We start from the raw sequence: 25,661 nt of genomic DNA, 5'->3' as shown, positions 1-25,661 counted from the left end.
CGAAGTCGGCAAAATTGCAGATAATTTGCTAAAACAGAATTTTCACACTACAGCCCCAAATCAAAAATGGGTCACTGATGTGAGTGAATTTAAGTGTGCAGAAGGTAAACTTTATCTCTCGCCGATTAAGGACTTGTTTAACGGTGAAATTATTGCTTATGATGTGGCAAGAAACCCAAGTTTCGAGCAGATAAGCCGAATAATGAAACAAGCTGTGGCAAGGCTTGACGGAGCAACGCCGATACTCTATTCTGACCAAGGTTGGCAATATCAAATGGCAAGTTATCAGTCGATTTTGAAACAAAACGGCATCGTACAAAGTATGTCGAGAAAGGGAAATTGTTTGGATAACAGTGCAATGGAAAGTTTCTTTGGGCGTTTAAAAACGGAATGTTACTTTGGTAAACGGTTTGAGACCTTTGAGCAACTGGAACAAGCTATTCACGAATATATTCATTATTACAATCATGAGCGTATTCAAGTAAGATTAAAAGGACTAAGCCCTGTGGAATACAGAACTCAGTCCTTGAACTAAATTAGTCTAACTTTTTGGGGTCAGATCATTATAACCAGCTCTTTTAACTTTGTAAGATGAAATGTTATGTGATCAGTATAGTATTTAGAACTAATACATTGCCATAATATTGATTAATTTAGTGTAGTATTTGTAGTACTCTCACCGTTTTCTTCCGCTTGTTGACGAGCTAAATAGTCCATAAACAATGCATCAAAGTTTACTGGTGAAAGATTTAATGCAGGGAATGTACCACGATTTACTAGACTTGAAATTAACTCTCGCGCATAAGGGTAAAGCACTTCAGGGCATTTCGCTGCAAGACAGTGTGCCAATTGGATACCTTCAATACCTTTGATGGTAAATACACCCGCTTGTTTTACTTCACAGATGAATGCGACATCGTTGCTGTCTTCCAAAGTTGTTTGAACATTGATATGTAAAACCACTTCGTAAGTATCTTCACTAATTTCACGCGTTTCTGTATCAAGATCAAAACCTAACTGAGGTTTCCATTCTTGATGAAAAATGTTTGGTAAATTAGGCGCTTCAAAAGAAACATCTTTGATATAGATACGTTGAATTTGCATTTCAAACGGAGTTTGTTGCTCTTCAGTAGCAACTTGATTTTCTTCAGCCATAGTCATTCCTTAATTTTAATGTATTGAATTATTTATGCTTTTTTACGAGCGGTAAGTTAGCCGTACGCCAGCCAGCAATACCCTCTTTTAATACATAGACTTTATTGAAGCCTTGTTTCACAAGTTCATTCGCAAGCCCACTCGCACTTAAACCATTCGCATCAACAACAATCACAGGACGATCTTTATATTTTTCGATAGCCTGTGTTTTTTTACCCTTGATGTCGCTTGGAATTAAATGCACGCTCTCAATGATATGACCGTGTCTAAATTCATCATCAGAACGAACATCAACTAACACAGCATCTTCTTTATTGATAAGCTGAGTTGCTTGAGCATTATCTACAATTTTGAATTTGCTTGTTGCACCTTTATACAAATTGATGATGACCGCAACAAAAAGTGCAACCCACGCTACAACCATAATGGTATGATTAGCGGCGAACTGTTGAAATTGTTCTGCAAAAGTAAGTTGTTCCATAGGTTTCTCTCTAATGTAAATGAATAATGATAGCGAAAGTAACTCGCCAGCGACATTTAATATAAGGCACGCTAATGCGTGCCAAATTATTAATTAGAGAAATTAGCCTTGATGTGACATTACTTCATCAAATGAAGATGCTTTTTCTGTCACTTTTGCTTTTGCAAGCACAGCTTCAACCGCTTGCTCTTCTAATACTACGTTACGAATGTTATCGGTTAAACGTGGATTTTTTGCATAGTATTCAACTACTTCTGCTGGTTGTTCGTAAGCTGATGCTAATTCGGCAATAGTTTCTTTCACACGATCTTCATCAACTTTTAATTCGTTAGATGTGATCACGCTCGAAAGTAATAGACCTACTTGAACACGACGTTTTGCATCTACTTCAAACAATTCTGCTGGTAATTGTGCTGCCATTTCTGGTTTGCCACCGAAACGTTGAACTGCTTGCTGACGTAATACATCAACTTCTTCCGCTACTGCTGATGAAGGAACTTCAATGTCGTTGTTTGCTAATAAGCCGTTGATCACTTGGTTTTTCACACGAGCAGTTAATGCATTTTTTAACTCACGCTGCATATTTTTTTTGATTTCAGCGCGTAACTCTTCAACGGTTTTTGCTGAACCAAATTTTTTCACGAACTCTTCTGTTAATTCAGGAAGAACGATGTTTTCTACTTTTTTCAAGGTGATAGCAAATTTTGCAGCTTTACCTTTTAAGTTCTCAGCGTGGTATTCTGCTGGGAATGTCACATCGATGTCGAATTGTTCACCTGCTTTGTGGCCTACGATACCCTCTTCAAAACCAGGGATCATACGGCCTTGACCCATTGCTAATACGAAGTCAGATGCTTTACCGCCTTCAAACTCTTCGCCATCTACTGAACCAACGAAGTCGATGGTCACACGGTCATCTGCTTTTGCTGCTTCAGCGGTTTCTGCAAATGTTGCTTGTTGTTTGCGTAACACATCAACCATTTTGTCTAAATCAGCTTCTGTGATTTCAACAACTGGTTTTTCTACCTCGATGTTTTCTAAGCCTTTTAATTCAACTTCTGGGAACACTTCAAAAGTTGCTGTGAATGAGAAATCTTGACCTGGTTGGTAGTTGTTTGGTGTGAATGTTGGACGACCTGCAAGGTTGATTTTCTCTGCAATCACTACATTAAAGAAAGCACGTTGCATCTCTTCAGATAATACATCTTGACGAGCCGCTAAACCGTAACGTTGTTCAATGATTGAGTGAGGAACTTTCCCTTTACGGAAACCATCTACACGAGCATTTTTCGCATAGCCTTTTAATTGTTCTTTGTAACCTGCTTCAATTTTATCTGCAGCTACGGTAACTGTTACACGGCGTTGTAAGCCTTCTAATGTTTCAATAGAAATTGACATTCTTAAACCTCAGTATTAAAAAGGATTTGATTATAAAATACAAATAGATAGCAATTGTAACGTCCTGTAAACACAATGTCGAGAACTTTAATGATTGAAATAAAATATACGAATACTCAATAATTAATATACTTTTATTGTAGGAATAATTTGTTCAATGTGAATAACGCATATACTTACCAATAAGCATACTGTACGTTGTTTGCTTATTTGTTGTGTTATTTGTTGGAAAAGGTATCGCATCAAGCTCCTTCAGTATCTTTATGTTTATTTTATCAGCCTTAGTTACAGTTCTTGTTTTAGGTTTGGTAGGATATTTATATGGGTTAATTTTAGAAAGTTTCTTTGATTTCCAGTCAGCAAAAGAAGTTTTAAGATTTGGGTTTATTTGGTTTATCTGTTTTTCTTATGTTTGTATCATTTGCTCCAACGCATAAAACCAAGAGCGGTAAGGCGGATAAAAGGTATAAAGATAACCCTTCAAACGAACCTGAGCTTGGCTTATTTCTGACTGTAATTTTACTTTGCGCAGGCGGGCTTTGGTATCTTCTTGGTAAATTTAACTTTGAGATATTCTAAATTTTTAAAATACTGTTGAACAGCATTTTAGAATGCTAATTAAGCCTTTTAAGGCAACTAAATTATCAATCATATAAGGATATTAAAATGGCCCGTAAAAAAACAAGAACCCTGACATTTTTGACTTGATTGAATAGGTAGTGAAATTAATACCATTAATTATAAAACTAACGCCATTAATTATAATTGTATTGCTATTACGTTATTTTGGCTTGATATAAGTTAAGTAGAAACTGTAGGGATTACCCGAGTTAAACGATGTTCATTGAGTAGCCTAGTGCGAATTTTTCGTACTAGGCATAATTGATCTATCTTTAATTACTAAAAACTAAATCAGACAATATTGATTTATATGAAGAGAAGCAGAGGCAGAATTTATGAAAAGAGACATTAGTAGAGTTATCAAACAATTTGATGATGAATCAAAAGATATAAAACATCGCTATTACAGCTTTGATTTCTGTTATGTACATTTCCGCCATTCTAAAGAAACAGGACATATGGATATCGAAAAAAGTTGTTTTGTATTATGGAGCTATTTAGCAAGTTGGGGAATGTTGAGAGGCTCTAGTTTCTTAATGCAGAGAAATCCTGCCTATTTAACAGAACTCGTTAAATGGATCTATGAACAACCACAAGCGACTTGGCTTATTGATGTTGAAGATTACCCTAATAAGACAAAGGAAGTTTTATCTTTATATACTCAGGTAAAATCACATCTTATTGGCGAGAAAAAGCATCAAGCGGTGACTTTAGTGACTAAAGTGTTATTAGGTGTGTTTGCTATTATTCCTGCCTATGATCGTTTCTTTAAGGACACTTTTAGTGAAATAGCGAGGGAGGAGTGTGGTTTTAGTACCCCTAATGAAACATCTCTAAATATAATTGCCCAGTTTTATCAAGAAAATAAAGAAGAAATTGATACGTTGAGTAAAAGCCACCAAATTCTTGATTTTGATGGAAAGCCAACAAATTATCGCTATTCAAAAGCCAAAATCATAGATATGTATGGTTTTCAGATTGGGCGTGATAAAGTGTCTGAAGATTAAATTGTAACCTCTTGAGGCATCTATAAATGTCTCTATTTGTTTTTGAATAACTGCCCGATTTTCCCCTTTCTATCGCCAAATCGGGCAAGTAAATTGTAAAAAAATCACTCAATCTTACCGCTTAGGGTTGGCTTTTTGTGAGGCAATTCACAAGATCTGCACAAATTTCGTAAAAATTCTTTTTTCATCGTCAATAAGTAGCAAAATATCCTCGTCAGTTTAACCAGTTAATTAAGGGGATTTTTATGACTCAACTCAAATCAACTCCAGTAAAAATTGGTATCCGCCCAACCATTGATGGTCGCCGTCTTGGGGTGCGTAAATCATTAGAAGATCAAACAATGAATATAAAATAATCAAAGCGGAAATAACATCGGCACCAAAAAGACCGCTAACAGCATTACCAAAAGCGTAAACGGTAATCCTACTTTCACAAAGTCCATAAAACTATAGCCACTTGGTGCAAGTACCATCGTATTCACAGGAGATGAAACGGGGGTAATAAAAGAGGCTGAGGCTGAAATAGCGACAATCATTGCAAATGGTACTGGCGAAAAATTTAGCTGTTGTGCGATAGCAATGGCAATCGGCATTACTAAAATTGCAGTGGCTGTATTTGAGATAAAGGCATTGATGATAGCGGTAAAAATAAATAACACCATCAACACAAAATGTACCCCTAAACCTTGCATAATCTCAGTAAGCATTTGAACAATCAGATCGATCCCACCTGTTTTTTGTAATGCAATGGAAAATGGCATCATACCGACAATTAAGACAATACTCGGCCAATGGATTGACTCATAAGCACTTTTCATATCGACACAACGGAATTTACCTAACATCAAACAGGCAATCAAAGCCGCAATCACATTTGGCACTAACCCTGTGATCATCAATACCACCATTGTGACAATCGAAAAAATAGCGTGGGGTGCTTGGCTAATCGCTGGCGCTGCGTGCTTGCTCTCTTCGGGGGCTTTGAGTAAGAAGAAATCACGGTTATTGTGATCGAGTTTGAGCAAATTATTCCATACCCCCATAATCAGCAAGGTGTCTCCAAATTCTAATGGGGTAGAAATAAGATTATCTTCAATCAATGTATCCCCTCGTTTTAATCCGACGACACTTAAGCCATAGGTAGAACGGAATTTGAGTTCACTAATACTTTTTCCGATACTTTCTGCCTCAGGCATAATCGAAAATTCTGCCATTCCAACGGATTTTGCGTGTTCTGAGAAATAGTCCCCTTTCAACTCAATGGTGCGTAAACCAAAGTCCTCACACTGTTGCAGAAAACGGTCTAAATCAATGTTAATATCCATCAACAGAATATCTTTTTCTTGCAAAGTTTCCGTGCCATAGGCGGCAATAGAAAGTGTTCTTAAACGTTTAACACGTTGAATAGCCACGATATTTAGCCGATACTCACGGCGGAGATTTAATTCATTGATCGTTTTTCCAATCAATGATGAGCCAACATCGATCACTACCATTTTCGCTCGCCCAGTTAAACTATATTCAGCAATAAGCTGCTGCATTGATGAACCATTTTTATTTTCAGCACGGACGGTTTCGCCATTATCTAACCAACGGCGAGCAAAAAGCATATAAACAATCCCTAGCACCAATACCGAAACACCAATCGGTGTAAAACTGAAGAAACCAAAACCTTGATGTCCTGCTTTAACTAATTCAGAGTTAGCTACAAGGTTGGGCGGTGTCGCAATTAAGGTCATCATACCGCTAATAAGCCCAGCAAAACTCAACGGCATCATTAAGCGTTTCGGAGAAATCCCCATACCCGAACAAATTGCCAACACCACAGGAATAAAAATGGCCACAATCCCCGTTGAACTCATAAAAGAGCCAAGCCCGGCAATAGATAACATCAACAACACTAAAACCTTAACTTCGCTTGCCCCTGCAACACGCATTAGCCACTCACTCACCTGATAGGCAATCCCTGTTCTTACCAGCCCCTCACCCACAATAAAGAGCAAAGCAATCAAAATCACATTCGGATCACTTAATCCAGCAAACACCTCATTGACCGAAAGAATGCCACTTAGACTAAAAAAGGCAATAACGAGTAAGGCAACAATATCCATTCGTAATTTATTGCGAATGAACTGCCAAATTGCAAATACCAATAAGGCAAGCACCCAAAACAGTGGCGATAAGAGAAAATCAGGGAGGGAATAAAGTATCGGTTGCATAAGCATTATCAAGGAAGTTGAACAATAGTTTGATTATACCGATTTTCAGAAAATTAACAGGGAGTTTTCTCAAATTCCGCTAAAAAATTTGGCATATCTCTATTAGGTGCTCTCGCTGGAATTTAATTGGTTATATTGAAGTGTTCACAAGAGCCCTTTGGGCTTTTACCAACAAAATTATTAACTTTTTCTTAATAGCATATGAAAATACATTATGTCGCAAATAATATCAGGGATATTTATTTCTAAAAGCATAAGAATGTTAATTTTTTGGGGCTGTCCTAGATAACGACTAAAAGCTCTATTTTAGGTTAAAATAACCAAATGAGAAAAAGTCGCCTAAGTCAGCATAAACAAAATAAACTCATTGAGCTGTTTGTGGCAGGTGTCACTGCTCGAACAACAGCTGAGTTGGTAAATGTAAATAAAACGACAGCAGCCTATTACTTCTATCGTCTGCGATTGCTTATCTATCAAAACAGCCCACATATGGAGATGTTTGAAGGTGAAATTGAAGCCGATGAAAGCTATTTTGGCGGCACTCGCAAAGGTAAACGAGGTCGTGGAGCTGTGGGTAAAACCGCTGTATTCGGGCTTTTAAAGTGTGATGGTAAGGTGTATACCGTCGTTGTACCGAATATTCAATCTGCGACACTTTTACCGATTATTCGAGAAAAGGTGAAGCCTGACAGCATTGTTTACACCGATTTTTATCGAAGCTATGATGTTCTTGATGTGAGTGAGTTTAATCATTTTCGTATCAATCACAGTACTCATTTCGCAGAAAAACAAAATCATGTAAACGGAATTGAGAATTTTTGGAACTAAGCTAAACATCATTTACGCAAGTTTAACGGTATTCCCAAAGCACATTTTGAGTTGTATTTGAAGGAATGCGAATGGCGTTTTAATCACGGTAACTTAAAATCTCAAATTTCCATTTTAAAACAATTAGTTAAGGGCAGCTTAAGTTAGTTATCTAGGACAACCCCATTTTTTTTATAAAAATGTTAAGTAACCGACATTTTTGCAGGGTTTACAGGTTGGCAATTTTGGTCAATCTGCGTATAATTCGGAAGATTTTGATTGCGTAACTTTAGATTAGTTTACACAAAGAAATCGTTTACTTTTTTATTAGGTTTTAGTCAAAAATGTCTGCGGTTTTTCGACAAACGAAACAACTTTATCAAAAAGCACTCGGTATAGAGTTAATTCTACTGTTCTGCATAGCTGGAGCAGTGGGGATTGGGTTAGGCTTAAATCGCTTTATTTCGTTATTATTAGGGGAAATTGCGGCATTGCTTCCACATTGTGTGTTTGTGTATTGGGTGTTTTTTCGTAAATCGGTAATAAATCCTCAAAATATGACCGCTTTTTATCGTGGGGAAGGGCTGAAATGGCTTACGACGATCATTGTGATTGTGGTGGCGTTTAAAAGTTATGGTGCTATGCACTATGTTTCGTTTTTTTGTGGGTTCTTTTTTATGATTCTTTGTAATAGTCTTTTGCCTATTGCATTGAAGTGGCATTCAAAATAAATTTCTTTTAATTTCAAAAGGATAAACTATGGCTGGTCAAACAACGGCTGACTATATTGGTCACCACTTATCGTTCTTGAAAACAGGGGACGGTTTTTGGAATGTGCATTTAGATACTCTGTTTTTCTCATTAGTAGCAGGTGCAATTTTCCTCTTTTTCTTCTCTCGTGTGGCGAAGAATGCAACAGATGGCGTACCAGGTAAATTTCAATGTTTTGTTGAAATGATTGTCGAGTGGGTTGATGGTTTGGTTAAAGATAACTTCCACGGTAGTCGTGAGGTGGTTGCACCTTTAGCTTTAACTGTGTTCTGCTGGGTGTTCGTGATGAATGCTATCGACTTAATTCCTGTGGATTATCCACCACAATTTGCAGAGTTATTAGGGATTGACTATTTGCGTGCTGTTCCAACAGCAGACATTAGTGCAACCTTAGGTATGGCGATTTGTGTGTTCTGTTTAATTATTTTTTACACCATTAAATCGAAAGGTTTTTCTGGTTTTGTTAAAGAATATACGCTTCACCCATTTAACCACTGGGCATTTATTCCTGTAAACTTTGTACTTGAGATCGTAACGTTATTGGCGAAACCGATTTCTCTTGCATTCCGTTTATTCGGTAATATGTATGCAGGTGAGTTAATTTTTATCCTGATTGCAGTAATGTATATGGCGGATAACTTCTTGCTTCAAGCATTAGGTTTGCCGTTACACTTAGCTTGGGCGATTTTCCATATTTTGGTTATTACGTTACAAGCCTTTATCTTTATGATGCTAACGATTGTTTACTTGAGTATTGCTTATAATAAAGCGGATCACTAAACAAACTGGATTGGTGAGCGGTCACTTTTATGCAAAATTTTGCAAAGATTAGACCGCTTTGAAACCCGATCATATTTATTGAAACTTTTTTATTAACCCTAGCCGTAAGGCTACTTTCCTTACTTTTATGGAGAACATTATGGAAACTGTAATTACAGCAACTATTATTGGTGCATCAATCCTACTTGCTTTCGCAGCATTAGGTACTGCAATTGGCTTCGCTATCTTAGGTGGTAAATTCTTAGAGTCTTCTGCTCGTCAACCAGAATTAGCAAGCAGCTTACAAACTAAAATGTTTATCGTTGCAGGTCTTCTTGATGCGATTGCAATGATTGCAGTAGGTATTTCTTTACTTTTCATCTTCGCAAACCCGTTCATTGATTTATTGAAATAAGTCGGATTTGTTTTTAACCGTAGTTACTCAAGAGTAACTTAGCCGACTTAAGGAGGGCGTTGTGAACTTAAATGCAACACTAATAGGCCAACTGATTGCATTCGCACTGTTTGTGTGGTTCTGTATGAAGTTTGTATGGCCACCGCTTATTAAAGCGATTGAAACGCGTCAAGCAAATATTGCAGACGCTCTTGCAAGTGCTGAGAACGCGAAGCAAGAACAAGCTGATACTAAAGTTTTAGTTGAGCAAGAGCTCGCTAAAGCTCGTGAAGAAGCGCAACATATCATTGATTTAGCAACAAAACGTCGCAATGAAATTTTAGAATCTGTTCAAGCAGAAGCTGAAGCAGAGAAAGCGAAAATTATTGAGCAAGGTTACGCAGAAGTGGAAAATGAGCGTCGCCGTGTTCAAGATGAACTTCGTCAAAAAGTAGCTGCATTGGCGGTTGCTGGTGCAGAGAAAATTGTGGGTCGTTCTGTTGATGCAGCGGCAAACAATGACATCATTGATAAGCTAGTTGCAGAATTATAATTAAGGGGGGCAGATGTCACAATTAACAACAGTAGCTCGCCCCTATGCTAAAGCAGCTTTTGATTTTGCTTTAGAACAAGGTCAGTTAGATAAATGGCAGAAAATGTTACAGTTTTCTGCATTGGTTGCTGAAAATGAAGATGTGCAACATTTTATTCATTCATCTTCTGCAGCCACTCAAGTTGCCGATACCTTTATCGCAATTTGCGGTGATCAACTCGATCAATATGGGCAAAATTTCATTCGAGTTATGGCTGAGAATAAGCGTCTTTCGGCGTTACCTTCAGTATTTGCTAGTTTTAATCAAATCCGTGCCGAGTATGAGTCCGTTAAAGATGTGTTTGTTACATCAGCAACATCTTTAACAAAAGCACAGGAAGATAAAATCGCTAACGCGATGAAACAAAAGCTAAATAGTGAAGTTCGAATTACGACAAGTATCGATGCGTCATTAATTGCAGGCGTTATTATTCGTTACGATGATATTGTCGTTGATGGTAGTAGTCGTGGTCAGTTAAATCGTTTGAGCCAAGAGTTGTGCTTGTAAGAGGAATAGAAAATGCAACTAAATTCTACAGAAATTAGTGAATTGATTAAAAAACGTATTGCACAGTTCAATGTGGTCAGTGAAGCACAAAGTACTGGTACAATCGTTTCAGTCAGCGACGGGGTTATTCGTATCCACGGTCTCGCTGATGTAATGCAAGGTGAGATGATTGCATTACCAGGCAATCGTTATGCGATTGCTTTAAACTTAGAAAGAGATTCAGTTGGTGCAGTAGTAATGGGTCCATACGCAGATTTAGCAGAAGGTATGGAAGTGAAATGTACTGGCCGTATTTTAGAAGTACCTGTTGGTCGTGGTTTATTAGGTCGTGTAGTAAACACATTAGGTCAGCCAATCGATGGTAAAGGTGAAATCGACAATGACGGTTTCTCTCCTATCGAAGTGATTGCACCGGGCGTTATCGACCGTCAATCTGTTGATCAACCTGTTCAAACTGGTTATAAAGCCGTTGACTCAATGGTGCCAATCGGTCGTGGTCAGCGTGAGTTAATCATCGGTGACCGTCAAACAGGTAAAACAGCATTAGCGATTGATGCGATCATTAACCAACGTGATTCAGGTATTAAATGTATCTATGTGGCTATCGGTCAAAAAGCATCTACAATTTCAAACGTGGTACGTAAATTAGAAGAGCATGGTGCATTACAAAATACTATCGTGGTAGTAGCAAGTGCATCAGAATCTGCTGCATTACAATATTTAGCACCTTATGCAGGTTGTGCGATGGGTGAATATTTCCGTGACCGTGGTGAAGATGCGTTAATCGTTTACGATGATTTATCTAAGCAAGCAGTTGCTTACCGTCAAATTTCATTGTTATTACGTCGTCCACCAGGTCGTGAAGCCTATCCAGGTGACGTATTCTACCTACACTCTCGTTTACTTGAGCGTGCTGCGCGTGTAAATCCAGATTATGTAGAACGTTTCACCAATGGTGCAGTAAAAGGTCAAACTGGTTCTTTAACCGCATTACCAATTATTGAAACCCAAGCAGGTGACGTTTCAGCATTCGTTCCAACAAACGTAATTTCGATTACCGATGGTCAGATCTTCTTAGAAACCAGCTTCTTTAACGCAGGTATTCGTCCAGCAGTAAACCCTGGTATTTCTGTATCTCGTGTTGGTGGTTCTGCACAAACTAAACTTGTTAAGAAATTAGCGGGTGGTATCCGTACTGCACTTGCTCAGTACCGTGAATTAGCAGCCTTTGCGCAGTTTGCTTCAGATCTTGATGATGCAACACGTAAGCAACTTTCACACGGTCAAAAAGTAACAGAGTTACTTAAACAGAAACAATTTGAACCAATGTCTGTGGCACAATTAGGTTTATCACTTGCAGCAGCTGAATTTGGTTATTTAGATGATGTTGAAGTTGAGCGTGTAGGTTCATTTGAATCAAATCTTTTAGCTTATGCAAATGCAAATTATGCTGAGTTTATGAAAGATTTAAGTAAATCAGGCGATTTCAATGACACTATCAAAGCGAAATTAATCGAGATTTTAGATAGTTTCAAAAAGAATAGTGCTTGGTAATCTACTTTAGCGGAGAAAGAATATGGCAGGTGCTAAAGAGATAAGAACCAAAATTGCAAGTGTTCGTAATACACAAAAAATTACCAAAGCGATGGAGATGGTTGCTGCATCTAAAATGCGTAAAACGCAAGAAAGAATGTCTGCATCACGTCCATACTCAGATGCCATTCGTAAGGTAATTAGCCATATTGCCAAAGGAAGTATTGATTATAAACATCCTTTCTTAACTGAACGTGAAGTCAAAAAAGTTGGTTTTTTAGTGGTTTCAACAGACCGTGGTCTATGCGGTGGCTTAAACATTAATTTATTTAAAACAGTTTTAAATGAATTAAAAACACGTAAAGATAAAGGAATTGATGCTCGCTTAGGATTGGTTGGAAATAAAGCGGTTTCGTTTTTCCAAGCAATGGGATTAGACGTCAAAGCTCAAGTTACAGGCTTAGGCGATACTCCTGCAATGGAAGATTTAGTTGGTATTGTTAACGGTATGATTGAAGCTTATCGCAATGGCGAAGTGGATGAAGTTTATATTGTTTATAACCGTTTTGTGAATACTATGTCACAAAAACCAACGATGCAAAAATTGCTTCCATTACCCGAACTTGAAAATGATGATTTGGAAAATAAAGGCTCATGGGATTATATCTATGAACCGAATCCAAAAGTGTTGCTAGATAGCTTACTTGTACGCTATTTAGAATCTCAAGTTTATCAAGCGATTGTAGATAATCTTGCTTCTGAACAAGCAGCTCGAATGGTAGCAATGAAAGCAGCAACGGATAACGCAGGTAATTTAATCAATGGGTTACAGTTGGTGTATAACAAAGCTCGTCAAGCAAGTATTACGAATGAATTAAATGAAATTGTCGCGGGTGCCGCAGCAATTTAACAATGAATAGAGGAACGGTAATGGCAACGGGAAAAATTGTACAAATCATCGGTGCGGTAATCGATGTTGAGTTTCCACAAGATGCAGTACCAAAAGTTTATGATGCATTAAAAGTTGAAACAGGTTTAACCCTTGAAGTTCAACAACAATTAGGCGGTGGCGTAGTACGCTGTATCGCTCTTGGTACATCTGATGGTTTAAAACGTGGCTTAAAAGTTGAAAATACGAATAAAGCGATTGAAGTACCAGTGGGTACAAAAACACTTGGTCGTATTATGAACGTATTAGGTGAGCCTATTGATGAAGCAGGCCCTATCGGTGAAGAAGAGCGCTGGACGATTCATCGTGCAGCACCAAGTTATGAAGATCAAGCTAACAGCACAGAACTTTTAGAAACAGGGATCAAAGTTATCGATTTGATCGCACCGTTTGCTAAAGGGGGTAAAGTTGGTTTGTTCGGTGGTGCTGGCGTAGGTAAAACGGTAAATATGATGGAGTTAATCCGTAACATCGCAATCGAACACTCAGGTTACTCTGTGTTCGCAGGTGTTGGTGAGCGTACTCGTGAAGGTAACGACTTCTACCACGAGATGAAAGACTCTAACGTATTAGACAAAGTATCACTGGTTTATGGTCAGATGAATGAGCCACCAGGTAACCGTTTACGTGTTGCGTTAACCGGTTTAACCATGGCGGAAAAATTCCGTGATGAAGGTCGTGACGTATTATTCTTCGTAGATAATATTTATCGTTATACCCTTGCAGGTACAGAAGTATCAGCGTTATTAGGTCGTATGCCATCTGCAGTAGGTTACCAACCAACGCTTGCAGAAGAAATGGGTGTACTACAAGAACGTATTACTTCAACCAAAACAGGTTCTATCACCTCGGTTCAAGCGGTTTACGTTCCTGCGGATGACTTAACAGACCCATCACCAGCAACAACCTTTGCTCACTTAGACTCAACGGTTGTATTAAGCCGTAATATCGCATCATTGGGTATTTACCCAGCGATCGATCCGCTTAATTCAACATCACGTCAATTAGACCCTCTTGTTGTTGGTCAAGAGCACTATGATGTTGCACGTGGCGTACAAAAAACGCTTCAACGTTATAAAGAGTTGAAAGACATCATCGCAATTCTTGGTATGGATGAGTTATCAGAAGATGACAAATTAGTGGTTGCTCGTGCACGTAAAATTGAACGTTTCTTATCACAACCATTCCACGTGGCAGAAGTGTTCAACAGTGTACCAGGCAAATTTGTACCATTAAAAGAAACAATCCGTGGCTTTAAAGGCATTTTAGCAGGCGAATATGACCATATCCCAGAACAAGCGTTCTATATGGCAGGTTCAATTGACGAAGTGGTTGAAAGAGCCAACAAGATGTAATTGTTCTTTGAACAAAGGAGAACAAAATGACATCATTTGAACTCACAGTCGTTAGTGCAGAGCGTAAAATCTTTGAAGGTCAAGTAACGAGTGTTCGAGTTTCAGGGGTAGATGGGGAATTAGGTGTCTATGCAGGACACACCCCACTATTAACCGCTATTAAACCAGGTATGGTGAAATTTACTTTGGAAGATAACAAAGAAGAGTTCATCTATGTTTCAGGCGGATTCCTTGAAGTTCAACCAACCGTTGTTACTGTGCTTGCAGACGTTGCAATTCGTGGTGAAGAACTCGATGAACAACGTATTCTTGCAGCAAAACGCAAAGCAGAAGAAACAATGAGTAAGACAAATGAAGCAGATTTAACCGCTAAATTGTCAAGAGAAATTGCGAAACTGCGTGTTTACGAACTCACAAAAACAAAATTAGCGAATAGACGTTAATATTTAATTGTAAAAACCTAGTATGAAGATACTAGGTTTTTTTATTGTGTTGTTATGGGTAAAATCATTTTTACAAGCGGTCTGATTTTGCCTATTTTTTGCAAAATTACCCTGATAACTACCTTCTATTTATTTGGTATAACCTGTATTTCTAATACAGATGGATATTGCGCCCCAATATGTATTTGGTTGGTTGCTATACGTTTGACTGATGCAAATCCTTCTGGCTCTCCACTATTTGGGTTGCAATCAAAGTGAGGGAAATTACTTCCTGCAATGTCTAAACGCAATCGGTGACCTTTTTTGAAAATATTGCAACTTTCAAATGGACGGATGGTAACTTTAACAATTTCACCTTGTTTGAGTAATTTTGGCTCTCTCCAAGACTCTCGATAACGAGCGCGTAGAATGCCATCAGTGATATTCATTGCATAGCCTTGCGGGTAATCTTCATTCGGCGGGTAAACATCAATTAATTTTGCCGTAAAGTCAGCATCAGGTGCATCGCTATCAATAAATAACTTGATTTTAACTTCACCCACAAGGGTAATATCTTCTTCCAAAATATCAGTTTGATACACTAAAACATCATGCCGTGCAGAAAGGGGCAGGTTATTTTGTTTAGAACCAAAGAAATCGGGTAACTCACGCTGATCAAATGCACCACCAACAAAAACAGGTTTACCCGATGTAATTGCTCCGCCAATAGTCGGTACTGGGTTGTTAGGATCCGATTGAAAGCGATGAATTGCCGGTTCAGAGAGAGATTGGCGTAAGCGCATATCTTTCTGCAAATACCATTTTTGTGACGTAGATTCTGGGAATGGGTATGCTGTACTATAAATCCACTCACCGCCATGTTGCATTTTCCCTTGTTCATCTTTTTTGCCTGAGCCTCCCCCCATCATAAAGAATGAAATCTGATGTTGAGGTGAGCGTGGTGAGTTTGGTTTAAGATGTTGTTCAAACCATTTCAGACGGCACTCCAGCCAGTTTGTATCCACATTACCATCAAAAGTAGAGGCTAAACCAAATTCTACATCGCCACTGTGAGTAATATTGCGATCACCGTGTAACCATGATCCCATAATCAATTTTTGGGGTGCTGTTCTGCCTAAGGCACAGAAAGCTTGAAAGTTAGCGAGAGTGGATGGCACATAGGCATCATACCAACTGGACATAAATAAGACAGGAATATCGGGTAAGGTTTTGTACCAACCTTCCGCATAAATACCAAGTTGTTGCCAATATTCGTTAAATGTGCCCGCTTGCCACTGTTCCAATAAATAATCTTCATATTCAGGCACATGACGAATTGGAGAGTGCCCCGCCTTCCAAGGCATTTGGGTAAACCATTGATGAATATCTTCTTGGGTCATTGCATTGGCGATCAACGGATTATTTTTGGCTATAGGACTGAGGGCTGCTTGTTTAAATGCCCAAGTTGCTTGTTTCAGTTCAAAAGCACCACCTTGACGAATACCGCATTGATAGGAATTTGCAAATCCGCCTGAATCCAACACCATGGTTTTCAATCCTTCAGGATTTAAGCACGCAACTGCAAGTTGCGTATGAGCAGCATAAGAGAGCCCCATACTGCCAATACTGCCATTACACCAAGGCTGCTGCATTATCCATTGATAAGTATCAAAGCCATCTTCACCTTCTCTCACATACTTAATAAATTCTCCTTCTGAGAGATAGCGCCCGCGACAATCTTGAAAAATTAAGGCAAAACCTCGTTGTGTAAAAGCTTCCGCCATTTCTTGTCTACTGATTTTACGTCCGTCTAATTCTATTTCTGAACGTGAATGGGCAGATTTATTGTAGGGTGTTCGCTCAATCACGACAGGAAAAGCGCTTTGATTTAGATGAGTGGGTAAATAGATATCTGTGGCATATTGAGGCTTGTTTCATTTCAAAAATAATCTGTTCTAATCTTTCATTTTCCGCTCTGACATTAGGAATACTCATACTAAAACTGGCGATACATTCTCCTTGCGCATTAAAAATCGGTACAGCCACAGCATAAACCCCTTGAGTTAATTCACCTTTTGAAATGGAAACTTCAGATTGCTGTATTTGAGTAAAATCCATATTCCATTGTTGAATTTGAGCTTGGGAACAGGTTTCCAAAAAACGTTCTCTTATAGAAGATTCTGCAAAGGTTAATAATAATTTACCTGCTGCGCCTGCGCCTAAAGGGCGTCGATTTCCCACCACACTACGTACTTGTAGTGACTGACTAGAAACGTTGCGCCAAATTTGTACCACTTCATTATTTTCAATGACACGTAATTGCAAATTTTCATTAAACAGTGCTCTTAATTTTTCGCTCGTTTGCTCAACCGCTTGAATGAGAGAAAGCTGATGATGTGCAGCTTGCCCTAAAACTAAGAGTTGATGACCGAGTTGATAAGATCCGTCTTTTGCTTGATAGACAAAATGCTGTTCGGCTAAGGTGCAAAGAATTCTAAATGTTCTAGACTTATTTAATTCAGCCAGCCGAGCTAATTCGCTGAGCCCTGTATTAGGATGTTTTGCAACAATATTTAAAAGTTTGAGTGTTTCCGTCACACTGCTAATCGTATTTTGTGTTGTCATAACTGGTTTACCAGATAAACCGATGGTTTATAATTTGTGTATTAGGGTGAAAAATACGCTTTTAAAATGATATCTCAAGAGTTTTGTTAAAAAAAGGTGAAATTAATCACAATTATTTTACAAAATAAAAGGAGTGCTATTTATCATAATGACAAATACTCACATCATTTCGTAAATTCTGACATAATAAAAAAATGATTTTGATGAGAATGAGGGGAAATTAATATGGCAACAATGAAAGACATTGCTCGCATTGCAGGTGTTTCACTTTCAACCGTTTCTCATGTGGTAAATAATTCGCGCTTTGTCAGTGAAGAAATTACCTTGAAAGTCAAAAAAGTGATTGAAGAGCTTAATTACCGTCCTTCATTGGTGGCAAGAAGCTTAAAGATCAAGGAAACCAATACCATTGGTATGATTGTGACGACTAGCAATAACCCCTTTTTTGCCGAAGTGGTTCGCCATGTCGAACGTTATTGTGAACGCCATCATTACCATCTGATTTTAGTCAATACCGACGGCAACAGCCAAAATTTACAGCAACATCTAGAGAGATTGTTATTAAAACAAGTTGATGGTTTATTGCTGATGTGTGCAGAGCCACAAAATTTTGACTTAAGTGCGATGACAAATTTAACATTGCCTATGGTAGTGATTGACTGGTGGCAACAGTCGCTCAATGTCGATATTATTCACGAAAATTCAGTATTAGGCGGGTATCTTGCGACAAAAGCGTTTATCGATGCTGGTTATCACGATATAGCCATTATTACTGGTGAACTTTCAAAACCTTTGGCTCAAAATCGTTTAGCTGGCTACAAGCGGGTACTTTTAGAGAATAATTTGCAAATCCGCCCCGAATGGATTATTGAAAGCCATTTCCATTATGACGGTGGTGTCGAGGCGATGACTAAACTGTTGGCGCTGGAAAATCGCCCGCGTGCGGTTTTTGCTATGAGTGATAGCATTGCGATTGGTGCGTATCAAGTCATTCAACGTGCAGGATTGCGTATTCCACAAGATATTGCGATTATCGGTTACGATAATATTGAACTGGCTCAATATCTTTATCCTCCACTTTCCACCATTCATCAACCCAAAACACGACTAGCGAAAGCCGCGGTTGAGAAATTAATTTTACGCATTCATCAGCCACAAACGGAAATAGAAACGATAAAACTGACGCCCGAATTGATTATTCGAGAATCCTTTTAACGTTATTTTTTGAAGTACATCACAGTTTCAAGATAAGTCGATTGCCTTTTCGCTATTTTTGATTTATTTTTTATCGAAACGTTTCGATGGTTTTTAAAGGACGGTTTGTGATGAAAAAGACAACAATCTTAAATGCTCAACTTTCACATGTAATTGCAACTATGGGACATACCGATGGACTCACAATTTGTGATTCTGGTTTACCAATTCCAACAGAGCAGCATTGCATTGACCTTGCTTTAACCAAAGGTATCCCCGATTTTCTTTCAGTCTTACAAGCGGTATTAAGTGAATTATTTATTGAAAAAATTGTATTAGCTGAAGAAATCAAGAATATTAATCCTCAAATTGAACAACAGTTATTAATGGTTATCCAACAAATAGAGGTGCAACAAAAAAATACCATTAAGATTGAATATATCCCACATAACGAATTTAAACATCAAAGTAATCAAGCCAAAGCCGTCGTTAGAACGGGAGAATGTAGCCCGTATGCGAATGTTATTCTTTATTCGGGCGTACCATTTTAGGTGGATATGATGAAGACCTTACTCAAAATTAGCGGAATTGATAAAGCCTTTCCCGGTGTTCAGGCTCTTAAAAATGCTTGCTTGAATGTCTATGCGGGTAGAGCGATGGCTTTAATGGGGGAAAATGGTGCGGGTAAATCCACCTTAATGAAAATTCTCACCGGAATTTATCAACGTGATGCCGGTACGATTGAATATCTGGGGCAAGCAGTGAAATTTGCTAATCCGAAAGCCTCTCAAGAAGCTGGGTTGAGTATTATTCACCAAGAGCTAAATATACTCGGTAATCTCTCCATTGCTGAAAACATCTTTTTAGGACGTGAATTTACGCACCCTTGGGGTGGTATTGATTGGCGTAAAATGTATGCAGAATCCGACCGCTTGTTAGCCCGACTCGGTGTCACCCACTCTAGCCGCTTACCTGCCGGCGAACTTTCTATCGGTGAACGGCAAATGGTAGAGATTGCTAAAGCCTTGAGTTTTGAATCTAAAGTGATTGTGATGGATGAACCAACGGATGCGCTGACGGATACGGAAACCGAAGCTTTATTTGCGGTGATTCGTGAGTTGAAAGCGGAAGGTCGAGGCATCGTCTATATTTCCCATCGTATTAAAGAAATTTTCCAAATTTGCGATGATGTGACTGTCTTGCGTGATGGGCAATTTATTGGTGAAAAAGCTATTGCCGATTTAAATGAAGATCAGTTGATTGAAATGATGGTCGGACGAAAATTGGAAGAACAATATCCGCATATCGAGACCGATCAAGACAGTGTGCGCTTTGAAGTCAATAATTTGACGGGAAGCGGTGTTCATCAAATCTCATTCAGCCTAAAAAAAGGCGAAATTCTCGGGGTTTCTGGGTTAATGGGCGCAGGGCGAACTGAGTTGATGAAAGTGCTTTACGGTGCATTGCCTCGTACATCGGGTTCAGTCAGATTAGATGGCAAAGACATTCATAACCATACCGCTCAAGAAGGATTAGATAACGGCATTGTCTATATTTCCGAAGATCGTAAGGGTGATGGTTTAGTGCTAGGTATGTCGGTGAAGGAGAATATGTCTTTGACCGCATTAGCTCACCTTTCCCACTACGGACGAATTGATAAAGTGCGTGAGAATATGGTCGTCACGGATTTTATTGAACTGTTTAATATTAAAACCCCCAATGCCGATAAAATTATTGGTGAGTTATCTGGAGGAAATCAGCAAAAAGTGGCGATTGCCAAAGGCTTAATGACTCGTCCGAATGTGCTGATTTTAGATGAACCAACAAGAGGCGTAGATGTTGGAGCAAAAAAAGAAATCTATCAACTTATCAATAAATTTAAAGCGGAAGGGCTTAGTATTATTTTAGTATCGTCCGATATGCCAGAAGTTTTAGGAATGTCCGACCGTATTTTAGTGATGCGAGAAGGTCGAATCAGCGGTGAATTTAGCCGTCAAGAAGCGACTCAAGAAAAATTATTAGCAGCAGCAATTGGTAAAACAAGCGGCCAGATCTCATAGGAAATTTGCAAATGAATAAATCGTTTAACTTAACAAAATTTTTAATTGAACAGCGGTCGATTATTGCGTTAATCACCCTGATTGTTGTGGTGTCATTTTTAAATCCGGATTTTTTTACCACAGATAATTTGCTCAACATTCTGCGTCAAACCTCTGTGAACGCCATTATTGCGATTGGTATGACCTTTGTGATTTTGATTGCTGGTATTGATTTATCTGTTGGTTCAGTACTTGCTCTGACGGGAGCTGTGGCTGCAACATTAGTTGGAATAGATTTACCCGTTTATGTCGTGATTCCCACCGTACTGGTTTTTGGTGGTTTAATCGGTTTACTTAATGGATCGCTGGTGGCATTTGGTAAAGTTCAAGCCTTTATGGCAACTTTGATTACGATGCTGTTATTGCGTGGTGTAACGATGATTTATATGGGCGGTCGCCCGATTAGCACAGGTTTTTCCGATAATGCTGATGCTTTCGCCGAAATCGGCACAGGGATTTGGCTCGGTATTCCAGTTCCTGTTTGGCTGATGTTTGCCTTATTTGCATTAGGTTGGTTTGTTCTGACCCAGACTCGTATGGGGCGTTATATTTATGCCTTAGGGGGAAACGAATCGGCAACCGCACTTTCAGGTATTAATGTAAATAAAGTTAAACTCTTTGTGTTTGCTGTCAGCGGTGTATTGGCTGCCCTTGCTGGTTTGATCATCACCTCTCGTTTAGGCTCTGCCCAACCAACCGCAGGAACAGGCTATGAATTAGATGCGATAGCGGCTGTTGTAGTGGGTGGTACCAGTCTTATGGGCGGTAAAGGTCGTATTATCGGCACATTAATCGGTGCATTAATTATCGGTTTCTTGAGCAATGCCTTGAATTTATTAGACATTGACTCTTACTATCAACTAGTTGCGAAAGCGCTGGTAATTTTAGCTGCAGTTATCTTAGATAACTTCATAGGTCGTAAAAAAGTGTAGCTGCTCTAAGAGATTATTCTTCATCACATAGGAGATTTTTATGAAAAAATTAACTTCATTAGCGATTGCATTAGGTTTAGCATTCAGTACATCAGCAATGGCAAAAGAAACTATCGCTCTGGCAATTTCAACCTTAGATAATCCATTCTTTGTGACCTTGAAAGAAGGTGCAGAGAAAAAAGCCAAAGAATTAGGCTATAACTTAGTTGTGTTGGATTCACAAAATGATCCAGCGAAAGAGTTGTCTAATGTCGAAGATGTGACGGTACGTGGTGCAAAAGTATTATTAATTAACCCAACCGATTCTGAAGCGGTAGGTACAGCCGTTGCTGTAGCCAATAAGAAGAATATTCCAGTCATCACCTTAGACCGTGGTGCAAATAAAGGTAATGTAGTAAGCCATATTGCCTCCGATAACGTGGCAGGCGGAAAAATGGCGGGGGATTTTATCGCTGAAAAAGTCGGTAAAAATGCAAAAGTAATTCAATTAGAAGGTATTGCTGGCACCTCTGCTGCGCGTGAGCGTGGAGAAGGTTTTAAACAAGCGGTAGAAGCTAACCAATTTGAACTGCTTGCTAGCCAACCAGCAGATTTTGACCGCACTAAAGGTTTAAACGTGATGGAAAACTTACTTGCCAGCCACGGTTCTGCTAAAGCGGTATTTGCTCAAAATGATGAGATGGCATTAGGGGCGTTGCGTGCAATTAGAGCTTCAGGCAAAAATATTTTAGTCGTTGGTTTTGATGGTACAGATGATGCGGTAAAAGCAGTTAATGGCGGACAACTTGCGGCAACTATTGCTCAACAACCTGATAAAATAGGAGAGTTAGGTGTAGAAGCTGCGGATAAAGTGTTAAAAGGTGAAAAAGTTGATGCACAAATCCCAGTTCCGTTAAAAGTTGTAACGAAATAATCTTAAATAAGCGGTCACTTTTAGCAAAAATTTTGCAAAATCTGACCGCTTGTTGTTTTATAGGTGGTCAAAATGAAAAACAAACTTTGTGTTCTCGGTAGTATCAATGTCGATCACGTTATTCGAGTACCTTACTTCCCCAAAGCAGGTGAAACCTTAACAGGTTACGGTTATCAAATTGCTTATGGTGGAAAAGGGGCAAATCAAGCGGTTGCAGCGGCAAGATGTGGTGCAAATGTACACTTTATTGGTGCAATTGGTGATGATCAAATTGGGAAAACAATGAAGCAAGCCTTTGAACAAGACGGGATCAATACAGAAGCAATTTCTGTTATTGAAAACCAATCAACAGGGTTAGCGATGATTCAGGTTGCCGATTTGGGTGAAAACAGTATTGTGATTTCCGCTGGCGCAAATGCGGATCTTTCAGAGGCTTTAGTTGAACAACATAAATCACATATTGAACAAGCGGATATTTTGCTAATGCAGTTGGAAAGTCCGTTACAAGCGGTGGCTAAGGCTGCAAAAATTGCCAAAAAAGCAGGGGTAAAAGTGGTGTTAAATCCCGCTCCCGCTCAACCTTTACCGGACAGTTTATTATCACAAATTGACATTATCACCCCAAATGAAACAGAAGCGGAAATACTGACTGGAATTAAAGTGACCAATGAGCAAACTGCAGCTGTAGCCGCCAACCATTTTCATCAACTTGGGATCGAAACGGTCTTAATTACCCTAGGCTCAAAAGGTTTGTTTTATAGCGAAAAAGGACAAGGTGAAATTATTCCAGGGTTCCGTGTCGATGCAGTGGATACAACAGCCGCAGGAGATACATTTAACGGAGCTTTTGTGACGGCATTATTAGAAGGAAAATCACCTAAAGAATCTATTCGTTTTGCTCATGCAGCAGCGGCAATTTCGGTCACAAGAATGGGGGCACAGACAGCAATTCCTAGACGCGAGGAGATTGAGGCGCTCTTATTATTTTCAATGTAACTTAAACTACTATGTTGGAGTTTTTCTTAACTGGCAGTTTGTGAATGACAATGCGGTTTGATATTTGTACTTAACGAGTCGAGCGGCTACGATTTGTTAGGTATAACGTTAATTTTATCTCTCTATTGAAATACATTGACGAGCATTTTTAATCACAATATAGTGTCGATAGAGAACAAAGTTGTTTTGCAAACAAAGATATTAGAAAAAATAATGAAGGTCATAAAAATTTTTATTGATATTTCTTTTTCTTATGGTATTTTAAACAGCGTCTCAGACACTTTTTTATTTGTAGTTATTATTTTAAGAGGATTAGCCAATGTCAAACACCAACGCTATTGCAAACGTTGCAAAACTCATTCGAGAGAATGATATTAAATTTGTCTTACTGAAATTTACCGACATTAAAGGTAAAGAACACGGGGTATCAATGCCAGTTTCCCTTGTCGCAGACGACCTCGAAGACCTTTTTGAAGAGGGGCGAATGTTTGACGGATCCTCGGTTGAAGGTTGGCGAGCGATTAACAAAGCCGATATGCTGTTAATGCCAATTCCTGAAACCGCCGTTGTAGACCCTTTCGCCCGTATCCCAACCCTCACTATCCGCTGTAGCATCTTCGACCCAAACACAATGCAAAGCTATGACCGTGACCCACGTTCAATTGCTATTCGTGCTGAAAACTACCTAAAATCAACAGGCATTGCTGATAGAGTAATGTTTGGTCCAGAACCTGAGTTTTTCCTCTTTGATGATGTTCGTTTTAGCACAGAGATGAACAATGTGTCTTATCATATTGATGATATTGAAGCGGCGTGGAATACTAACCGTAAATATGAAGATGGCAATAATGCGTATCGTCCACTCAAAAAAGGCGGTTACTGTGCAGTAGCGCCAATCGACACCGCTCACGATATTCGTTCTGAGATGTGCTTGATTTTAGAAGAGATGGGCTTAGTGATTGAAGCTCACCATCATGAAGTGGCGACAGCAGGTCAAAATGAAATTGCAAGCCGTTTCAATAGTTTAACTTTAAAAGCAGATGAAACCCAAATCTATAAATATGTGGTTCAAAACGTTGCCCTTGAACACGGTAAAACCGCTTGCTTTATGCCAAAACCATTCGCAGGCGATAACGGCTCAGGTATGCACTGTAATATGTCGTTAAGCAAAGATGGCAAAAACGTCTTTATGGGCGATAAATATGCAGGCTTGTCTGAAACTGCCCTTTACTATATCGGTGGTATCATCAAACACGCTAAAGCATTAAATGCGTTTACTAACCCAACAACAAACTCATACAAACGTTTAGTACCAGGCTTTGAAGCACCTGTATTATTAGCGTATTCTGCAAGTAACCGCTCTGCATCTATCCGTATTCCTGCGGTAACTAGCCCGAAAGCAACGCGTGTTGAAGCACGTTTCCCAGATCCAATGGCAAACCCATACTTATGTTTTGCGGCGTTATTAATGGCTGGTCTTGATGGTGTGATTAACAAAATCCACCCAGGCGATGCAATGGATAAAAACCTCTATGACTTACCGCCAGAAGAATTAAAAGAGATCCCCGCAGTATCAAGTTCATTAGGTGAAGCGTTAGATAACTTGGAAAAAGATTATGAATTTTTAACCCAAGGCGGCGTGTTCACTAAAGAATTTATCGATGCTTTCATTGCAATGAAACGTAAAGAAGTTGAGCGTTTGAATATGACCCCACATCCTGTGGAATTTGAGATGTATTACGCTTAGTCTTAAAAGTTAGGTTCAGAAAATAAAAGACCCTATCCCAAATTCTGTGTAAACACCCATTTCAACTTAACGGTGATCGTCTAGGCGATCACCAAAATCAATCATAAATCGATTCATCGCCAGTTTCCAGTTCTGAATCGGCATTGTCCATTTTTTTGATGCTTCTTTAATCGCAAGCCAAATC

Annotated in this window: 24 protein-coding genes and 2 pseudogenes; 20 read left to right on the top strand and 6 right to left on the bottom strand. The window is 38.9% G+C overall.

The window, feature by feature from the left end:
- A partial coding sequence (locus B0183_RS07625) for an IS3 family transposase (protein WP_131826767.1) occupies window positions 1-535 on the top strand: 535 nt, incomplete at its 5' end.
- Window positions 536-648: 113 nt separating this feature from the next.
- Here the strand turns inward: B0183_RS07625 and secB are convergent.
- The 3 genes from secB to tig all read right to left on the bottom strand — a co-directional run bounded on the left by secB (window position 649) and on the right by tig (window position 3,034).
- Window positions 649-1,155 (bottom strand): protein-export chaperone SecB, encoded by a 507-nt coding sequence (gene secB, locus B0183_RS07620; protein WP_010786446.1) that lies wholly within the window; start codon window positions 1,153-1,155, stop codon window positions 649-651.
- A gap of 28 nt (window positions 1,156-1,183) precedes the next feature.
- Window positions 1,184-1,636, bottom strand: coding sequence for a rhodanese-like domain-containing protein (locus B0183_RS07615; protein ID WP_010786445.1), 453 nt, complete (start codon window positions 1,634-1,636; stop codon window positions 1,184-1,186).
- Window positions 1,637-1,738: 102 nt separating this feature from the next.
- On the bottom strand, window positions 1,739-3,034 hold the full coding sequence (gene tig, locus B0183_RS07610) for a trigger factor (RefSeq protein ID WP_071610587.1): 1,296 nt from the start codon (window positions 3,032-3,034) through the stop codon (window positions 1,739-1,741).
- A 956-nt stretch (window positions 3,035-3,990) separates the two neighbouring features.
- Between tig and B0183_RS07600 the strand changes: the two genes are divergently transcribed.
- Window positions 3,991-4,662 (top strand): hypothetical protein, encoded by a 672-nt coding sequence (locus B0183_RS07600; protein ID WP_021112936.1) that lies wholly within the window; start codon window positions 3,991-3,993, stop codon window positions 4,660-4,662.
- A gap of 245 nt (window positions 4,663-4,907) precedes the next feature.
- Window positions 4,908-5,012 (top strand): annotated as a pseudogene (locus B0183_RS11955) (hypothetical protein); the annotation flags it as partial.
- Window positions 5,013-5,018: 6 nt separating this feature from the next.
- Here the strand turns inward: B0183_RS11955 and B0183_RS07595 are convergent.
- On the bottom strand, window positions 5,019-6,881 hold the full coding sequence (locus B0183_RS07595; RefSeq protein WP_078208595.1) for an SLC13 family permease: 1,863 nt from the start codon (window positions 6,879-6,881) through the stop codon (window positions 5,019-5,021).
- A gap of 324 nt (window positions 6,882-7,205) precedes the next feature.
- Between B0183_RS07595 and B0183_RS07590 the strand changes: the two are divergent.
- The 10 genes and pseudogenes from B0183_RS07590 (at window position 7,206) to B0183_RS07545 (ending at window position 14,992) form a co-directional block, all read left to right on the top strand.
- Window positions 7,206-7,856: pseudogene (locus tag B0183_RS07590) on the top strand (IS1595 family transposase).
- A gap of 176 nt (window positions 7,857-8,032) precedes the next feature.
- On the top strand, window positions 8,033-8,419 hold the full coding sequence (locus B0183_RS07585) for an ATP synthase subunit I (protein ID WP_021114371.1): 387 nt from the start codon (window positions 8,033-8,035) through the stop codon (window positions 8,417-8,419).
- 28 nt (window positions 8,420-8,447) lie between these two features.
- Window positions 8,448-9,239, top strand: coding sequence for a F0F1 ATP synthase subunit A (atpB, locus tag B0183_RS07580; protein ID WP_021114372.1), 792 nt, complete (start codon window positions 8,448-8,450; stop codon window positions 9,237-9,239).
- Window positions 9,240-9,378: 139 nt separating this feature from the next.
- Window positions 9,379-9,633 (top strand): F0F1 ATP synthase subunit C, encoded by a 255-nt coding sequence (gene atpE / locus B0183_RS07575; protein WP_005713637.1) that lies wholly within the window; start codon window positions 9,379-9,381, stop codon window positions 9,631-9,633.
- 61 nt (window positions 9,634-9,694) lie between these two features.
- On the top strand, window positions 9,695-10,165 hold the full coding sequence (gene atpF / locus B0183_RS07570) for a F0F1 ATP synthase subunit B (protein WP_021113360.1): 471 nt from the start codon (window positions 9,695-9,697) through the stop codon (window positions 10,163-10,165).
- 13 nt (window positions 10,166-10,178) lie between these two features.
- Complete coding sequence (gene atpH, locus B0183_RS07565; protein WP_021113256.1) at window positions 10,179-10,712, top strand: F0F1 ATP synthase subunit delta; 534 nt, start codon at window positions 10,179-10,181, stop codon at window positions 10,710-10,712.
- 12 nt (window positions 10,713-10,724) lie between these two features.
- Window positions 10,725-12,266, top strand: a complete 1,542-nt coding sequence (gene atpA / locus B0183_RS07560; RefSeq protein WP_035520020.1) for a F0F1 ATP synthase subunit alpha — start codon at window positions 10,725-10,727, stop codon at window positions 12,264-12,266.
- A gap of 22 nt (window positions 12,267-12,288) precedes the next feature.
- Window positions 12,289-13,155 (top strand): F0F1 ATP synthase subunit gamma, encoded by an 867-nt coding sequence (atpG, locus tag B0183_RS07555; RefSeq protein ID WP_078208594.1) that lies wholly within the window; start codon window positions 12,289-12,291, stop codon window positions 13,153-13,155.
- 20 nt (window positions 13,156-13,175) lie between these two features.
- Window positions 13,176-14,549: a F0F1 ATP synthase subunit beta gene (gene atpD, locus B0183_RS07550; RefSeq protein ID WP_078208593.1), complete on the top strand. Its 1,374-nt coding sequence runs from the start codon at window positions 13,176-13,178 to the stop codon at window positions 14,547-14,549.
- Between the two features lie 26 nt (window positions 14,550-14,575).
- Window positions 14,576-14,992 carry a F0F1 ATP synthase subunit epsilon gene (locus B0183_RS07545; protein ID WP_021114374.1) on the top strand — a complete coding sequence of 139 codons (417 nt, stop codon included), beginning with the start codon at window positions 14,576-14,578 and terminating at the stop codon, window positions 14,990-14,992.
- A gap of 125 nt (window positions 14,993-15,117) precedes the next feature.
- Here the strand turns inward: B0183_RS07545 and B0183_RS07540 are convergent, their stop codons facing one another.
- Both B0183_RS07540 and B0183_RS07535 read right to left on the bottom strand, forming a co-directional pair.
- Window positions 15,118-16,839 (bottom strand): CocE/NonD family hydrolase, encoded by a 1,722-nt coding sequence (locus B0183_RS07540; protein ID WP_234802047.1) that lies wholly within the window; start codon window positions 16,837-16,839, stop codon window positions 15,118-15,120.
- Window positions 16,832-17,596, bottom strand: coding sequence for an IclR family transcriptional regulator (locus tag B0183_RS07535; protein ID WP_071610651.1), 765 nt, complete (start codon window positions 17,594-17,596; stop codon window positions 16,832-16,834). Before B0183_RS07535 ends, B0183_RS07540 begins: the two co-directional genes overlap by 8 nt.
- 225 nt (window positions 17,597-17,821) lie before the next feature.
- Between B0183_RS07535 and B0183_RS07530 the strand changes: the two genes are divergently transcribed.
- The 7 genes from B0183_RS07530 (at window position 17,822) to glnA (ending at window position 25,477) form a co-directional block, all read left to right on the top strand.
- Window positions 17,822-18,811 (top strand): substrate-binding domain-containing protein, encoded by a 990-nt coding sequence (locus B0183_RS07530; RefSeq protein WP_078208591.1) that lies wholly within the window; start codon window positions 17,822-17,824, stop codon window positions 18,809-18,811.
- Window positions 18,812-18,921: 110 nt separating this feature from the next.
- Entirely contained in the window at window positions 18,922-19,341 is a 420-nt protein-coding gene (gene rbsD, locus B0183_RS07525; protein ID WP_021114377.1) for a D-ribose pyranase, read from the top strand.
- 9 nt (window positions 19,342-19,350) lie between these two features.
- Window positions 19,351-20,850: a ribose ABC transporter ATP-binding protein RbsA gene (rbsA, locus tag B0183_RS07520; protein WP_071610653.1), complete on the top strand. Its 1,500-nt coding sequence runs from the start codon at window positions 19,351-19,353 to the stop codon at window positions 20,848-20,850.
- An 11-nt stretch (window positions 20,851-20,861) separates the two neighbouring features.
- Window positions 20,862-21,821: a ribose ABC transporter permease gene (gene rbsC / locus B0183_RS07515; protein WP_044009278.1), complete on the top strand. Its 960-nt coding sequence runs from the start codon at window positions 20,862-20,864 to the stop codon at window positions 21,819-21,821.
- A gap of 40 nt (window positions 21,822-21,861) precedes the next feature.
- Complete coding sequence (rbsB, locus tag B0183_RS07510; protein ID WP_078208590.1) at window positions 21,862-22,734, top strand: ribose ABC transporter substrate-binding protein RbsB; 873 nt, start codon at window positions 21,862-21,864, stop codon at window positions 22,732-22,734.
- 72 nt (window positions 22,735-22,806) lie between these two features.
- On the top strand, window positions 22,807-23,730 hold the full coding sequence (rbsK, locus tag B0183_RS07505) for a ribokinase (protein ID WP_078208589.1): 924 nt from the start codon (window positions 22,807-22,809) through the stop codon (window positions 23,728-23,730).
- Window positions 23,731-24,049: 319 nt separating this feature from the next.
- On the top strand, window positions 24,050-25,477 hold the full coding sequence (gene glnA / locus B0183_RS07500; protein WP_078208588.1) for a type I glutamate--ammonia ligase: 1,428 nt from the start codon (window positions 24,050-24,052) through the stop codon (window positions 25,475-25,477).
- Window positions 25,478-25,661: the final 184 nt, after the last annotated feature.

It is taken from the genome of Glaesserella parasuis (assembly GCF_002015085.1).
Taxonomy (GTDB): domain Bacteria; phylum Pseudomonadota; class Gammaproteobacteria; order Enterobacterales; family Pasteurellaceae; genus Glaesserella; species Glaesserella parasuis.
This window is presented reverse-complemented; position numbering and strand designations above follow the sequence as displayed.

What these genes read in the sequence shown, in the direction of transcription:
- secB (WP_010786446.1), bottom strand. Translation starts at nt 1,155, where the DNA reads ATGGCTGAAGAAAATCAAGTTGCTACTGAAGAGCAACAAACTCCGTTT.
- B0183_RS07615 (WP_010786445.1), bottom strand. Translation starts at nt 1,636, where the DNA reads ATGGAACAACTTACTTTTGCAGAACAATTTCAACAGTTCGCCGCTAAT.
- tig (WP_071610587.1), bottom strand. Translation starts at nt 3,034, where the DNA reads ATGTCAATTTCTATTGAAACATTAGAAGGCTTACAACGCCGTGTAACA.
- B0183_RS07600 (WP_021112936.1), top strand. Translation starts at nt 3,991, where the DNA reads ATGAAAAGAGACATTAGTAGAGTTATCAAACAATTTGATGATGAATCA.
- B0183_RS07595 (WP_078208595.1), bottom strand. Translation starts at nt 6,881, where the DNA reads ATGCAACCGATACTTTATTCCCTCCCTGATTTTCTCTTATCGCCACTG.
- B0183_RS07585 (WP_021114371.1), top strand. Translation starts at nt 8,033, where the DNA reads ATGTCTGCGGTTTTTCGACAAACGAAACAACTTTATCAAAAAGCACTC.
- atpB (WP_021114372.1), top strand. Translation starts at nt 8,448, where the DNA reads ATGGCTGGTCAAACAACGGCTGACTATATTGGTCACCACTTATCGTTC.
- atpE (WP_005713637.1), top strand. Translation starts at nt 9,379, where the DNA reads ATGGAAACTGTAATTACAGCAACTATTATTGGTGCATCAATCCTACTT.
- atpH (WP_021113256.1), top strand. Translation starts at nt 10,179, where the DNA reads ATGTCACAATTAACAACAGTAGCTCGCCCCTATGCTAAAGCAGCTTTT.
- atpA (WP_035520020.1), top strand. Translation starts at nt 10,725, where the DNA reads ATGCAACTAAATTCTACAGAAATTAGTGAATTGATTAAAAAACGTATT.
- atpG (WP_078208594.1), top strand. Translation starts at nt 12,289, where the DNA reads ATGGCAGGTGCTAAAGAGATAAGAACCAAAATTGCAAGTGTTCGTAAT.
- atpD (WP_078208593.1), top strand. Translation starts at nt 13,176, where the DNA reads ATGGCAACGGGAAAAATTGTACAAATCATCGGTGCGGTAATCGATGTT.
- B0183_RS07545 (WP_021114374.1), top strand. Translation starts at nt 14,576, where the DNA reads ATGACATCATTTGAACTCACAGTCGTTAGTGCAGAGCGTAAAATCTTT.
- B0183_RS07535 (WP_071610651.1), bottom strand. Translation starts at nt 17,596, where the DNA reads ATGACAACACAAAATACGATTAGCAGTGTGACGGAAACACTCAAACTT.
- B0183_RS07530 (WP_078208591.1), top strand. Translation starts at nt 17,822, where the DNA reads ATGGCAACAATGAAAGACATTGCTCGCATTGCAGGTGTTTCACTTTCA.
- rbsD (WP_021114377.1), top strand. Translation starts at nt 18,922, where the DNA reads ATGAAAAAGACAACAATCTTAAATGCTCAACTTTCACATGTAATTGCA.
- rbsA (WP_071610653.1), top strand. Translation starts at nt 19,351, where the DNA reads ATGAAGACCTTACTCAAAATTAGCGGAATTGATAAAGCCTTTCCCGGT.
- rbsC (WP_044009278.1), top strand. Translation starts at nt 20,862, where the DNA reads ATGAATAAATCGTTTAACTTAACAAAATTTTTAATTGAACAGCGGTCG.
- rbsB (WP_078208590.1), top strand. Translation starts at nt 21,862, where the DNA reads ATGAAAAAATTAACTTCATTAGCGATTGCATTAGGTTTAGCATTCAGT.
- rbsK (WP_078208589.1), top strand. Translation starts at nt 22,807, where the DNA reads ATGAAAAACAAACTTTGTGTTCTCGGTAGTATCAATGTCGATCACGTT.
- glnA (WP_078208588.1), top strand. Translation starts at nt 24,050, where the DNA reads ATGTCAAACACCAACGCTATTGCAAACGTTGCAAAACTCATTCGAGAG.